The following is a 14,947-nucleotide window of genomic DNA, read 5'->3' as shown; positions in this document are numbered from 1 at the left end:
CTTTGAAGGTAGTGGTTTACCTGCTGCTAATGTTGTAGAGAACAAAGATGAATTCAGAGTGGAATTATCTGTACCCGGATTCAACAAAGACGATTTTAATGTTGAAGTTGAAAAGAATGTTTTAATCATTTCAGCTAAACAAGAAAGTAAACAAGAAGAAAAAGACAAAGAAGAGAAACTTATTCGTCAAGAATTCAGATCTTCATCATTTTCGAGAAGTTTTGTTTTACCAGAGAACGTTGATATGGAACAAATATCAGCTCAGTATAAAGATGGAGTACTAAAATTGTCTATTCCAAAACTAAATAAAACTCCAGAAGATAAAATTAAAAGAATTGAAATTGAATAAAACCCTTTCTTAATAATGAAAGCCTACTCTTGTTGAGTAGGCTTTCATTTTATATTCCATATAAGTAGGTAAATACAACTTAATCTCTTTTAGCCATTTATTCCTAAAATAGAACAATAATCTGTCCAATTATCTAATAAAGCCTTCATCGAAGGTAGTACAATATTAGCTCCGGCATCCCATAAAACCTGTTCATCTAAAGGACCTGTATTTATAGCTATAGTGAAAATTCCGGCAGCCACAGCAGACTCTACCCCCATTGGCGCATTTTCTACAACAATTGCCTGATTAGGCTTTAAACCTTGTCCTTTCTCTAGTCCCATAAGATAAGGTTCAGGATGTGGTTTTCCATGCTTTACATCAAAAGCTGTCACCATTTTATCTTTTTGAAATATATCTGGGAAATTTTCATCCAGCTTTCCTAATAAAGAAGGTTGCCCTGATCCTGTAACAAGAATACAATCCAATCCTTTTTCCTTTACTGCACGAAGCATATCATAAGCATAAGGAATAGTATCTCCGTCATTATAGAGAGTAAATAGTTCCGATTTTCTTTTATAAATCCGTTCCTTCTCTTCTTCCGTAGCTTGTCTACCATGAGATCTTTCAATTAATAAATTGATCGTGTTTCCTCCTGTGCGCCCTTCATGTAAATAGAACTCTTCTGGAGTACAATCAAATCCCTCTTCATTCATTGTTTGGTACCATGAGCGTGAATGGTATTTCATTGAATCATAGAGAACTCCATCCATATCGAAAAGGACGGCTTTAATATCAAAATTGTTATACTTATGCTTTGTTAAATATTCTTGGAATGCAGTAATCATCTTTTTTCTTTTTTGCAAAGGTACAGCTTTTATCCAAGCAATACAATTGACTCTATTTTTAGATATAAGCCACTCCTCTTTCGTTACATTTTTTCGTAACTTGCGAATCTTTTTGAATAACATAAAAAATAAATACGAAATGAATATATCTGAATTAAAAAGTGATAATTTTTTCCTTCTAGCAGGTCCTTGTGTTATCGAAGGAGAAGAAATGGCATTAAACATTGCCGAAAAGATATTGAATATTACATCAAAATTAAATATACCTTATGTATTTAAGGGCTCTTATCGCAAAGCAAATCGTTCACGAGTTGATTCTTTTACAGGAATTGGTGACGAAAAGGCTCTAAAGATTCTTAGAAAAGTACGTGAAACATTTGGTGTACCCGTAGTTACAGATATACACGAAGCACACGAAGCTGCTATGGCTGCCGAATATGTAGATGTGCTACAAATACCTGCATTTCTATGCCGCCAAACTGATCTTTTGATCGCAGCAGCAGAAACAGGCAAAATGGTTAACATCAAGAAAGGTCAGTTTCTAGCTCCGGGAGCAATGAAATTTGCAGCTCAAAAAATTATAGACTCGGGTAACAATAATGTAACACTCACCGAACGTGGTGTTTCGTATGGTTATGGCGATTTAGTTGTTGATTTTAGAGGTATCCCCGAAATGCAAGAATTTGGATTTCCTGTTGTTTTAGACGCTACCCATTGTCTACAAAAGCCTAACCAAGCTTCGGGCGTAACAGGGGGTCAACCACAATTGATCGAAACAATGTGCAAAGCAGCAATAGCTGTTGGTGTAGATGGTCTATTCATCGAAACTCATCCTAATACAGCAGAAGCAAAGTCTGATGGGGCAAATATGCTACCATTAGATCAACTAGAAGGATTACTGACCAAGCTAGTTCGAATAAGAGAAGCAATCAGATAAGATCACACAACTATATTATATGCTTTGGGGAAATAATAGCTATAGGCTATTACTTCCCTTAAAGCAGATCATTAAATACTTTTGTTTATAATAATTATGGAGTTCAACTATAAACTCATTCTTGCATCCAATTCACCTCGCAGAAAAGAACTCTTATCAGGTCTTGACTTAGATTATAATATTGTAGTATTGCCCGATATAGATGAATCTTATCCTCAGGATATAAATAAGGAAGAGGTTGCCTTGTATATTGCTAAAAAGAAGGCTAACGCGTATAAATCATTACTAACCAAAAATACCTTAGTAATAACAGCCGATACCGTAGTTGTTTTAGAAGAAAAGGTATTTGGTAAACCCACTGATGAATCAGAAGCAAAAGATATGCTTCGCCAATTATCGGGTAAAACACATCAGGTTATAACAGGTGTTTGCCTTACAACACACGATAAACAGAAAACTTTCAGTGTAATCTCTGACGTTCGGTTTTCGAATCTTGAAGATTCTGAGATTGAATATTACGTTTCTAAATACAAACCACTAGACAAAGCCGGAGCATACGGCATACAAGAATGGATTGGGTATGTAGGTGTAGAATACATTGGAGGATCGTATTTTAATGTAATGGGATTACCTATACAACGACTCTATCAGGAATTAAAAAAATTCTAAGAATACAATCATTTTCACATATTAATAAATGAAAACAGCAATAATAACTATTGGAGATGAAATTCTGATAGGACAAATAGTGGACACAAACTCGGCATGGATGTCCAAAAAGCTAACTGAAGCAGGCTTTGAAGTAGAAAAGAAAATTTCTATTGCCGATAATGCACAACAAATAAAAGACACTATAAAAGAAGTTTTTCAACGTGTAGATGTTATATTGACTACCGGAGGAATAGGTCCTACTAAAGATGATATTACAAAGAAAACTTTGTGTGAGTATTTTGATACAGAGCTTGTTTTTGATGAATCGGTTCTTGAAAATATCAATAACGTAATTTCAAATTTCACAACTCTCAATGGTTTAACTCGCGATCAAGCATATGTGCCTAAAGATTGTACGGTTATTCAAAATAGAGTTGGCACTGCTCCTATTACATGGTTTGAAAGAGGAGACAAGGTATTAGCTTCTATGCCGGGAGTTCCATATGAGATGAAATACAATATGGAAAATGAAATTATACCTCGCCTACAATCGAAATACAATGCAGAAGCCTACGTCTCTCGTGTATTGATAGTGGGAGGATATACTGAGTCCAATTTGGCAATACATTTAACTGATTTTGAAAATAATCTTCCTGAAGGATTTGGATTAGCATACCTTCCCTCCCCTCGTTTGATGAAATTGAGGCTCTTTGTAAAAGGAGAATATCGTACTTCTGAATTGGAAAATGAAGTTCAGAAACTAAGAATTCTATTGGGAAATGCTATTCTTGCCGAAAAAGACATTCCTCTTGAAAAAATAATCGGAGAACTTTTATCGGAGCAAAAATTGACTCTAGGAACAGCTGAAAGCTGCACTGGAGGGTATATAGCCCATTTAATTACATCTATTTCGGGATCTTCTCAATACTTTAAAGGTAGTATTGTTTCGTATTCAAATGAAATCAAATGCAGCATTTTGAATGTTTCTCAGTCTAATCTTGATGAATACGGAGCCGTTAGCGAATCGGTTATTATTGAAATGGTGAGAGGTGCCCAAAAGGCGTTGAATGTAGATTGTGCAATTGCTGTTTCAGGAATAGCTGGACCTGATGGAGGAACTCCAGAGAAACCTGTTGGTACTGTATGGATTGCTACGGCAATTAAAGACAGAATAGAATCAAAAAAATACCAATTGGGAAAATATCGCGAAGCAAATATTGTAGGAGCCTCTAACACAGCCATGTTACAATTATTGCGAATGATAAATGAATAAAATCACTTTGAAAAGAATAATATTATTATACTTTTGTGCGTGCTAAAAATTAACTAACATTTTTAATTTATTAATAATTTATGAAAGCAATCAGTAAAATTTTCGGACTAATGCTTACTATAGCAGTCGCTTTTAGTTCTTGTAGCAGTGATGATGATGGACCTAGCGCCATTCAAAAATCAGGTGACTTTACTCATACATATCTAATTCCAATTGAAGGTATAGCAAATTCTCAACAAAAACCTGAGAAAGTAACACTTAAGCTAGATTCTCTTTTAGGAGAATATACTAAGAATTTTTTATCTGGTGAATTTAAGAGAGGAAAAAGCTCCATTGAAATAAGTGGTTTGAGTGGAGTTTCTTCAACTGCAACATTGAAAGATTTTACAATTACTATTGGTAATAGAGGATCTATAAATCTTGGAAATTGTAACCCTACCGGAACTGGAACAAATGGCTTCCAATCTGATTATGTACATGATTCAGACAAGTACACAGATATTGTTAAATATGTATTTGAAGATATGGTAAGCAAACAACGTAGTTCAAACGTTACAATATCTTTCACACCTACAGAAACAATTATTGCTAAAAACAATAAAGTTTTTCTGAAAATTACTGTTAGTGGAAATATGAAATATAACGTGTACGAAAGTAAATAATACACTTATAAATATCTAAATATCAAAGAGAGAATTGTCGAATTCTCTCTTTTTTTACAACTACTAAGAACTAAAAACCTTTTGATGTTGTTATATAACAGACTAAATAAATACTATTATGCATAAAATTATACTCACAATACTCCTTACTTTAATTATAAACTCTGCTATGGCACAACAAAAATCGTTATATGATTTCAAGGTAAAAGATATAGATGAAAAAGAGTTTGACATGTCTTCCTTAAAAGGGAAAAAAGTTTTAATCGTAAATGTGGCCTCTAAATGTGGTTTTACACCCCAATACGCTCAACTAGAAGAGCTATACAAAAAATATAAAGACCAGAATTTTATAGTTATCGGTTTTCCTTCTAATGACTTTAAAGGACAAGAACCAGGTACAAATGAAGAAATCAAAGAATTCTGTTCACTTAATTATGGAGTAACATTCCCTATAATGGACAAAGTGACTGTAATAGGTGAAAATAAGGCTCCAATCTATAAATGGTTAACCGAGAAATCTGAAAACTCTAAATTTGATGCTGAAGTGCAATGGAATTTCCAAAAGTTCATGATAGATGAAAATGGTCAGTTAGTAGATTTTGCATTATCTAAAGAAAGCCCGCTTTCAGAGAGAATCGTTAATTGGATAGAGAAAAAATAAATCCCACACAAAGAATTAAACTCAATACATATAAAATACATTCAAAAAAGTTTCGATAATTTAACTTAAAATCGTAACATTGCAGTCTGGAATAGAGCACTCTATTCTGCATTAATGTAAACTTAATAGAAATTACAAATATGAAAAAGATTATTTTAGTAGTCGCAACAGCATTATTATCAATGACTGGATTTGCACAAGAAAAAGCAATAAAACAATACGGATTTTGGGATAACTGGTTCCTTCAAGGACAAGTTGGAGTTTCTCACACATTTAGTGAAAACTTCAAAAGAACAGATATGACCAACCTACTAAGCCCACACGTTGCTGTATCTGCTGGTAAATACTTTTCTCCAGAATTAGGAGCTCGTTTACAAGTGGGTGGATGGGATGCTAAAAGCTTTAATCCTGCACTGGACAGAACTTATAAAATAAATTATATTCAAGCTAGTGTTGACGGATTATTGAATCTTACAAATGTATTCTCAACCTATACTGAAGATCGTTTCTTCAACCTAACAGGTATATTAGGAGTTGGAGTAATGCATGGTTTTAAAAATGAAGATCACGACGTTCGCGTTACTAATAGTGTAGTTCCTCGTGTAGGTTTACAAGCCGATTTCAGACTGAATCAAGATATCAGCCTAAATATTGAAGGTATTGGTAATTTAATGAATGACGACTTCAACGGAGTTGTTGGAGGTACTAAATACGATGCAACATTGAATGTTCTTGCTGGTATCACATATCGATTCAACAATAAAGGATTTGAAGTGGTTGATATTATAGATCCTGCACAAATTCAATCTCTAAACGATCAGATTAATGCACAAAGATCTCAATTGAGAGACAAAGACAAAGACATTCAAAAATATCAATCAGAAATAGCTCGTCTAGCTGCTCAACCAGTAGTTGTAGAAGAAGTAAGAGGTGAAACTGAAGTATTGATGAATGCTGTAGTTGTATTCCGTTTAGGAAGTGCTAAACTTGAACAAAATCAAGATATTAACATCTACAATGCTGCTAAATATTTACAAGACAATCCTAAAGTAAATATCACAGTTACTGGATATGCTGATAAAGCAACAGGTACACCTGCTATCAACCAAAGATTATCAGAACAACGCGCTCAAGCAGTAGCTGATATCTTAACCAACAAATATGGTATTGCATCAAGCCGTATCAATGTACAAGCTAGTGGTGATAGAGAACAACCATTCGAAATCGATGCTTGGAATCGTGTAGTAATTTTTACTGCTAACAATTAATAAGCTCTATTCATTATAGAAAAGGAGTTGCTATAATAGCAACTCCTTTTTATTTCCCTATTTTCCTCAAAAAATCACGTTAACACAAAATTTACAACTGAAAATAAGTATATTAATTCAGATATATTCACTTATAGAACTCTGATCTTAATAATAAAGACTTCTCTTCGAACTTTATGCTTTAGATGATTGTTGTTTTAACAAGTGGTAGAAAAGAGTAAATTTTAGCCGAATACAAAATACGGAGACACTCTCTTGTAAAGAAATTAGAGCACTATAGAACTTTATACTAAACAGAGCTTAACGGTTAGAAAAATACAATTATATTTATACGAAATTGCTATAAATAAATTTCTGTTTTATTGCACTCATTATGAAGCTCCAATTACATACATATATTCAAAAATATATTAAGCACTTATAGCATTAAAAACAGGATGAAAGGAAAAATAAAAGACCACTGGGCAATACATTGTCGCTGTTTGCTTATTACATGCCTACTACTATCAAGCCCACTTATTACAGCTCAGGAAGCAGAGGAAAGCAAACAGATAATAAAAGCAATCCAAGGCTTATCAGATAAGGACAACTTACCCGATGCACACGATATTGTATTAAAAATGATAGAAGGATATAACGAAAACAGTTATAAAAAAGAAGCTTTCTATTATTATAATCTCTATAGAAGAACATCTGTTGATGCAGTCTTACATCGAGATTCTATTCAAGCTCAGCTTAATCACATAAAAAACAGCTCCGATCTTATATCCAAGTTTGTAATACGTCCATTTGATTTCTCATTTAATTTTGCACGTCCTAACGGCGAATCGGATGAAGCAAATGTGACTATGCTATTATTTGAGGATTATAAATCTATTTTTGCCGATAATCTCAATAAAAAAAGAGGGCAAACCATTCGTGCCTCACAGAATAATGGCATTTTCGAAACCATTGGACATAAGAATATTTCTTCTTTTTTAGACGAAATATTAGGAGATATCAATCTTTTTAAAGAAAACAGTAACATCATGTTACTTTCTTTTAAAGGACCGCTATACAAATCGAATACAAAAACTTACACTTACAAACTAATCGGACAAAAACAAGTAGATGGTATTCTATGCGATGAAATAGCTTTCTTTTGCAATAACATGAAAGAAAATGCATTTGCGGGAAACTTATATATTTCTATTGAAAAGAATCCCAAACTCATAAAGGCACAATTTACCTTCAATAATAGCGAAAGCACTAATTTTCTGAAAGACATACTCTTAGTTCATTCTTTTGGTTCTGAAGGCTCAATCGTTATGCCAATAAAGCAAGAGAGTATATTACTAGTAGGAGACGATGCAAACAGAATGATGGCTGTCAGGCGTACCGATATTTTTCTCAATTACAGTTTTAATGAATCGGACAATAATTTAAGATGGAGAATCCATAGAGAAAGAGACTACTTCAAAAGAGATTCAACTTACTGGGCAGCCATAAGACCCATTCCTCTGACCGAATCGCAGATGCAAATAGGTAATTTAGAACAAGCTGCCGATAGTAGCAAAAGATTTAAACGTCTGGAAAGGATTATTTCCCTTGCCCTCAATGGCTCTTATAGTCTTGGAGGTATAGATGGTCCGGTAGAATTAGGTCCACTAACTCACTTTTTGAGTTACAATGATATGGAGGGATTAAGAGTTAGAGTTGGAGGAAATACTACTATCAGATTCTCTGATCAGCTTCAATTAGGAGGATACCTTGCTTATGGAACTAAAGATAATAGAGTTAAACATCAGGCAAATTTAGTATATTCTACTTACCCTAAACAAAAATATCTCTGGGAATATCCTAAAAAACTTGTCTCTTTTACATATGCATCTGATTTGAATATCCCCGGACAAGATATGTTACTAATGAACAGAGACCATTTTGCCCAATCGTTTACACATGCTCCAACAAACAACATGTCATTACAAAGAATCGGATTATTGACATTCGAAAGTGAAAATAGCCATAATCTAACTTATAAAATAGGAGGAAAAATCACTTATGACAGACCTATGGGTGTAGTTAAATATGCGCAGGCTATAAGTCCATCAGATACTACAATCATAGATAATATAACAAGTAGCGACCTTATATTATCTTTACGTTTTGCTCCGGGTGAAAGGTTTATTCAGAGAAAAGAAAAACGAACTGCTATCCGCAGGGCTACTTTTGAGCTTGATGTTACTTATCGCAAAGGGATGAAAGGTGTATTTGGAGCTGATTATGGATATGATGTTGTTAATTTTGAGCTTTTTAAAAGATTTGATGTAACAAGAAATATTGCACAAATAGACACCTATTTATCTGGAGGTAAGATATGGGGGCGTGTACCATTCCCTTTACTATTTATACCTGAGGGGAATCAAAGTTATGTATTTAATAGCAGGGCATATAATGTTATGAACTTCTATGAATTTGCTACAGACCGATTTGTAGCGGGTAGTGTTAATACTACATTCGATTGGTCTCCTATTCGACTATTTAATAAAGACAATAATATAAAAATAGGAGTAGGATCAAAAATAATATACGGACCTCTTTCGAGAGCAAACGATCCTACATATCATTCTGATCTTTTTGTATTCAATAACGGTATTACACCTTTAGGCAACACCCCTTATGCAGAAGTCAACATTGGGCTGTCGAATATTTTCAATATGCTACGGATTGATTACGCACGTAGACTTACTTATACAAGTACCGACAATACGGAAGGTAATCCAATTACAAACGGAACTATTCTTTTCTCTGGGAGCTTCTCTTTTTAGCTTTCCCCTACCCTATATTAATAACTTATTTCTATTAATAAGGGTAATTAATACAGATGGGTTTCTATTGATAATAAAGAGCTACTAGCAGGACTCTAAAAAACAAAAAGTCGTTTCTCCTAAGGGAAACGACTTTTAATATTATTTGATGTATTATAAATTACTCAGCTAAGAGTATTTCCATCATTTGAACTGCAGCCTTAGCAACAGACGTTCCAGGTCCAAAAATCGCAGCTACACCTGCTTTATAAAGGAAATCATAGTCTTGAGCAGGAATAACTCCACCTGCAATAACAATGATATCTTCACGACCTAGTTTCTTAAGTTCTTCCATTACCTGAGGTATAAGAGTCTTATGACCGGCAGCAAGAGAAGATACTCCAAGAACGTTTACATCGTTTTCTACAGCTTGACGGGCAGCTTCTTCTGGTGTTTGGAACAAAGGTCCCATATCCACGTCAAAACCACAGTCAGCATAACCAGTTGCAACAACTTTTGCACCACGGTCGTGTCCGTCTTGTCCCATCTTTGCAATCATGATACGAGGTTGACGACCTTCTTTCTTCGCAAATTTTTCTACTAGTTCGCAAGCTTCTTGGAACGTTGGATCTTTTTTAGTTTCTGATGAATACACGCCTGATATAGTTCTAATTATAGCTTTATAACGACCTACTACTTCTTCACAAGCATCCGAAATTTCACCTAATGTTGCACGAAGACGAGCAGCCTCAACAGCTAATTCTAACAAGTTACCTTTTTGAGTTTTCACACATTCGGTAATTGCAGCAAGAGCTTTTGCGACAGCAGCATTGTCACGTTTTGATTTCAAATCATTCAAACGCTCAATTTGCTGACGACGTACTTCTGTATTATCAACATCAAGAATATCAATTGGATCTTCTTTCTCCAAACGATATTGGTTAACACCAATAATTGTTTGTTGTTTAGAGTCAATCTTAGCTTGAGTACGTGCAGAAGCTTCTTCGATACGCATCTTAGGAAGACCTGTTTCGATAGCTTTAGCCATACCACCTAATTTCTCAACTTCTTGAATTAGATCCCATGCTTTGTGAACTAGTTCATTTGTAAGAGTTTCAACATAGTAAGAACCTCCCCATGGGTCGATTTCTTTACATATTTGAGTTTCTTCTTGTATATATATCTGAGTATTACGAGCAATACGAGCAGAGAAGTCTGTTGGCAACGCAATAGCCTCATCCAACGCATTGGTGTGAAGAGATTGTGTATGACCTAGTGCCGCTGCCATAGCTTCGATACAAGTACGACCAATATTATTAAATGGATCTTGTTCTGTTAATGACCAACCCGAAGTTTGAGAGTGAGTACGAAGTGCCAATGATTTTGGGTTTTTAGCACCAAAGCTCTTAACAATTTTAGCCCACAATAAACGACCTGCACGCATCTTAGCAATTTCCATGAAGTGATTCATACCTATTGCCCAGAAGAATGATAAACGAGGTGCAAAAGCATCTACATCTATACCTGCATTGATACCAGCACGAAGATATTCCATACCATCAGCCAATGTATAAGCTAATTCGATATCTGCGGTAGCGCCTGCTTCTTGCATGTGATATCCTGAAATAGATATAGAGTTAAACTTAGGCATCTTTTGAGAGGTATATTCAAAAATATCAGCGATGATCTTCATTGAGAATGCAGGTGGGTAAATATATGTATTACGCACCATAAATTCTTTCAAAATATCATTTTGAATAGTACCAGCCATTTCTTCTAGCTTAGCACCTTGCTCTAATCCTGCATTGATATAAAATGCCAAAATAGGAAGTACAGCACCATTCATAGTCATAGATACTGACATCTGATTCAATGGAATACCATCGAACAAAACTTTCATATCTTCAACTGAACAGATCGAAACCCCTGCTTTACCTACGTCACCTACTACACGGCTATGATCTGCATCATATCCACGGTGAGTAGCCAAGTCAAAAGCAACAGAAAGTCCTTTTTGACCTGATGCTAGGTTACGACGATAGAAAGCATTTGATTCACTCGCTGTAGAAAAACCTGCATACTGACGGATAGTCCAAGGACGCATCGCGTACATACCTGAGTATGGTCCGCGAACGAATGGAGGTAATCCCGAAGCATAGTTCAAGTGTTCCATTCCTTCCAGGTCTTCTTTTGTATAAACCGGTTTTACAGGAATCAGCTCTGGAGTAATCCAATCAGCTTCGGCATTCCTATTAGTTGCAGCCCATTCCGCAGCATTAGTTGCCGCAAAACCTGCATTCTTAATATCTATATTTTTAAAATTTGGTTTCATTATTTTCCTTCTTTAGCATTAATTGATTCCTAATACAGCGTTAAATTTCTTCAATGTTTCAAGAACATTGCTTCTAACGTTAACGAAGTTCTCAATACCTATAGCTTTCAGGTCATCTGTACATGCAGGAGCTCCCGCAACCACAAATTGTTCTTTACCTTTTACTAAGTTATAAGCCTCAGGAGCCAGAGTTGCATATTCATCATCACTAGAGCAAAGCACAATAATATCGGCTTTTTTCTCACGTGCAGCTTTTACACCCTCTTCTACTGTTTGGAACCCTAGGTTATCAATAATTTTATAACCTGCGCAACCAAAGAAGTTGCCAGAGAACTGAGAACGAGCCAAACGCATTGCTAAACTACCTATTGTAAGCATAAATACAACTGGAGTTTTTCCCGATTTTTCAGTAGCAAGACGAAGTTTTTCAAAGTCTGTAGCTAAACGTGTGCTTGGAAGAGGTTGGAATTGAGCTTTAGCACTGTCTGTTGAGCAACCACAGCCACAACCGTCTTTTGTAATTTTAGCACCTGCTGTTTCTGTAAAATTAGGATACTGATTAGTACCTAAAAGAATCTCACGACGAGTCGCCAATGATTTGAAACGATTATCTGAAGAAGCTTTTATTGCAGCTTGTACAGTTCCAGCTTTAAGAGCTTCATAGAAACCTTTCTCATCCACTTCCAGGAATAATTTCCACGCTTGATCAGCGATAGAAGCTGTAAGGTTTTCAATATAATATGAACCAGCAGAAGGATCACTTATCTTATCGAAGTGACATTCTTCTTTCAATAATAACTGTTGATTACGAGCAATTCTTTCTGAGAAATTATCAGAATCTTTAAATGACTCATCAAAAGGTAATACAGTAAGAGAATTTACTCCTGCAAGAGATGCTGACATAGCTTCTGTTTGAGAACGAAGCAAGTTTACGTGAGCATCAAAAATAGTCATATTGTATGTAGAAGTTTCTGCGTGTGTATAAATTTTAGATGCACAACGACAAATACCATCTTCTGCTTTGTTAGGACATTCGTGGTTACATGCAGGTTTGTATGCATCTACAATTTCAGCCCACAACCAACGTGCAGCTCTGAACTTTGCTATCTCCATGAAATAATTAGCACCAATACCAAAGTTAAATTTGATTTTCTTTGCAACTAATGCAGTGTCTAATCCAGCCTCAACTAACTTGCTTAAGATTTCATTTCCGTTTGCTAGAGCATATCCCAATTCTTGGTAAATATATGCTCCTGCATTATTAAGTTTGTTAGCATTTACATTCAATACTCTGAAACGAGGTAATGCAGCAGCAACAGTTACTATTTCAGCAGCTTGTTTTACCCATTCAGTATTATCAACACCCTTTTTCAAAATAGTTTTGAATGGATCGTAATTTACTGAACCAAAGCATTTCAATAAATCTACATCTTTCGATTTTAGATTGTCAACCAAAATCTTTACTAATTCTAAAGATTTTCTGTGACAAGTTGAGAAGTTCAATTCAACAGCTTCCGGACAAATATCTTTCAATAGAGTTTTGATGTTTTCTGTATTCACATCATCACCCTTGATAATAAATCCTAGAGAAGTAATTCCTTTATTTAAAACCTCCAATGCTTTTGCATTAGCTGCTTTAAAATCAACAACAGTAATGTCCTGACGAACATACCAGTCGTTATCTTTTTTTGTACCTCTTACATAAGGAAACTCTCCGGGTAAAGCATCAGCTGTTTTAAGCCCTTCAATGTTTTCATTTCTGTAAAAAGGATTTACTTTAAAGCCCTCGTCTGTTTTCCAAACAAGTTTTTTTTCGAAATCAGCGCCTTTCAGATCAGCAGTGATTTTTGCCATCCACTCTTCTGTAGATATGGCTGGAAAATCTGTAAAAAGCTTTTCTTTTAAATTTGCCATGGTTATAAATAATGTTTTAGTATATAGTTTATTCTATTGACAATGAACAATTTCCGATATATATTATCTATTAATCCATAGATAAATACTTATGCTATCTGAAAGTGACTTACTTATATATCGAAAAAGACTCACAAAAGTAAAATATTTTGTTTGGTTTATAAAGTTTTTAAGCGATAATTTGACTTAAACAATCGTTTACTACTCTATCAATATCATTTCCTTTAGAAATTATGACTTATTAGATAGATATTCTTGATATCTATTAAATGTGCCTTTTATGACATCCCGTTTTTGAGTCCAATAATTAATTTTAGTCTTATTCCGTTTCAAAGAGTAAAACAGAACTGCTAATCCTAATTTCGATATATGAAGAAAATAAATTACTCTCGTTAGAGTTTTTCCTTTTGTTTTCGAAAAATAAATAAACTTACTGTACCAATGTTCCTGATACGACCATTTATGTAAGTCTTCATTTTTATTTTCGGCAGCACCACCTTCAAGATGAATAATCTTGGCTTCGGGCACTGATATTATTTTATATCCTGCTTTTCTTATCCTGTCGCAAAGCTCAACCTCTTCGAAATACATAAAGAAGTCTTCGTCAAAGCCATTATATTTAAGAAAAAGAGATTTTGAAATAAATAGATCGGCTCCCATTATTACTTTCACAGCTTGAGGTTGATCAGAATGATTAAAACCTTGTTGCCATTTCTTATTAATAAGTATTCTTAGCTCTCTTTTATAGAAATCTAATATATGAAACGATACAGCAGGCTTCATATCACCTCTGTAAAGATTGCCTCCACAAATACCTACTTCCGAATGTTTTTTAAGATACTCGTATAGTATAAATATTGCATTATTTATCAATAGTGTATCAGGATTCAGAAAAAACAAGTATTCGCCTTTAGCAATGGATGCACCAATATTATTGGCTCTGCCAAACCCCTGATTTTCGTCTGATAAATGAAATCTGATAGTAGGATATTTCTCAGCAAAAGAAGAGAGGGAACCTTGCTCCGAATTATTATCAACTACAATTATTTCACAATTAACATTTCTAGTATGTTTACCTATTGATATTATGCAATCTTCAAGAAGCTGTTCCGTATTGTAGTTTACAATTATTATACTGACTAAATCCTCTATCATTATTTATCTATAATTTTTTGAGTAGGAAAACTTAAGGCAAAGTTATATTAATTATCTTTTCCTTCTGATCTCTGAAAACAGTTATTCTTATATTTTCTCCTTTATAAGATTTTGCAATCTCACGCTCCAAAT

At 34.5% G+C, this 14,947-nt stretch carries 12 protein-coding genes; 8 read left to right on the top strand and 4 right to left on the bottom strand.

The window, feature by feature from the left end:
- A partial coding sequence (locus tag HGC4_RS03770; RefSeq protein WP_050708791.1) for an Hsp20/alpha crystallin family protein occupies window positions 1-349 on the top strand: 349 nt, incomplete at its 5' end.
- 89 nt (window positions 350-438) lie between these two features.
- On the opposite strand, the gene HGC4_RS03765 is transcribed toward HGC4_RS03770, so the two are convergent.
- On the bottom strand, window positions 439-1,176 hold the full coding sequence (locus HGC4_RS03765; protein ID WP_050708792.1) for an HAD family hydrolase: 738 nt from the start codon (window positions 1,174-1,176) through the stop codon (window positions 439-441).
- A gap of 139 nt (window positions 1,177-1,315) precedes the next feature.
- Here HGC4_RS03765 and kdsA point away from each other — a divergent pair, with 139 nt between their 5' ends.
- From kdsA to HGC4_RS03730, 7 genes are all read left to right on the top strand, one after another.
- Window positions 1,316-2,113, top strand: a complete 798-nt coding sequence (kdsA, locus tag HGC4_RS03760; protein ID WP_050708790.1) for a 3-deoxy-8-phosphooctulonate synthase — start codon at window positions 1,316-1,318, stop codon at window positions 2,111-2,113.
- Window positions 2,114-2,209: 96 nt separating this feature from the next.
- Complete coding sequence (locus tag HGC4_RS03755; protein ID WP_050708789.1) at window positions 2,210-2,782, top strand: Maf-like protein; 573 nt, start codon at window positions 2,210-2,212, stop codon at window positions 2,780-2,782.
- A 28-nt stretch (window positions 2,783-2,810) separates the two neighbouring features.
- Window positions 2,811-4,037, top strand: a complete 1,227-nt coding sequence (locus tag HGC4_RS03750; RefSeq protein ID WP_050708788.1) for a CinA family nicotinamide mononucleotide deamidase-related protein — start codon at window positions 2,811-2,813, stop codon at window positions 4,035-4,037.
- Between the two features lie 80 nt (window positions 4,038-4,117).
- On the top strand, window positions 4,118-4,699 hold the full coding sequence (locus tag HGC4_RS03745; RefSeq protein WP_050708787.1) for a hypothetical protein: 582 nt from the start codon (window positions 4,118-4,120) through the stop codon (window positions 4,697-4,699).
- A gap of 118 nt (window positions 4,700-4,817) precedes the next feature.
- On the top strand, window positions 4,818-5,360 hold the full coding sequence (locus tag HGC4_RS03740) for a glutathione peroxidase (protein WP_050708786.1): 543 nt from the start codon (window positions 4,818-4,820) through the stop codon (window positions 5,358-5,360).
- Between the two features lie 140 nt (window positions 5,361-5,500).
- Window positions 5,501-6,628 (top strand): OmpA family protein, encoded by a 1,128-nt coding sequence (locus tag HGC4_RS03735; protein WP_050708785.1) that lies wholly within the window; start codon window positions 5,501-5,503, stop codon window positions 6,626-6,628.
- 437 nt (window positions 6,629-7,065) lie between these two features.
- Window positions 7,066-9,435 carry a DUF5686 family protein gene (locus HGC4_RS03730; protein WP_050708784.1) on the top strand — a complete coding sequence of 790 codons (2,370 nt, stop codon included), beginning with the start codon at window positions 7,066-7,068 and terminating at the stop codon, window positions 9,433-9,435.
- A 160-nt stretch (window positions 9,436-9,595) separates the two neighbouring features.
- Here HGC4_RS03730 and scpA read toward each other — a convergent pair whose 3' ends face one another.
- The 3 genes from scpA to HGC4_RS03715 all read right to left on the bottom strand — a co-directional run bounded on the left by scpA (window position 9,596) and on the right by HGC4_RS03715 (window position 14,815).
- Window positions 9,596-11,746 (bottom strand): methylmalonyl-CoA mutase, encoded by a 2,151-nt coding sequence (gene scpA / locus HGC4_RS03725; RefSeq protein ID WP_050708783.1) that lies wholly within the window; start codon window positions 11,744-11,746, stop codon window positions 9,596-9,598.
- Between the two features lie 18 nt (window positions 11,747-11,764).
- The gene (gene mutA / locus HGC4_RS03720) at window positions 11,765-13,660 is read right to left on the bottom strand and encodes a methylmalonyl-CoA mutase small subunit (protein ID WP_050708782.1); all 1,896 of its coding nucleotides are present in this window, start codon (window positions 13,658-13,660) and stop codon (window positions 11,765-11,767) included.
- A 231-nt stretch (window positions 13,661-13,891) separates the two neighbouring features.
- Entirely contained in the window at window positions 13,892-14,815 is a 924-nt protein-coding gene (locus HGC4_RS03715; RefSeq protein WP_050708781.1) for a glycosyltransferase family 2 protein, read from the bottom strand.
- Between the last annotated feature and the right edge of the window lie 132 nt (window positions 14,816-14,947).

Source organism: Dysgonomonas sp. HGC4, from assembly GCF_001261715.1.
Lineage (GTDB): Bacteria > Bacteroidota > Bacteroidia > Bacteroidales > Dysgonomonadaceae > Dysgonomonas_A.
This window is presented reverse-complemented; position numbering and strand designations above follow the sequence as displayed.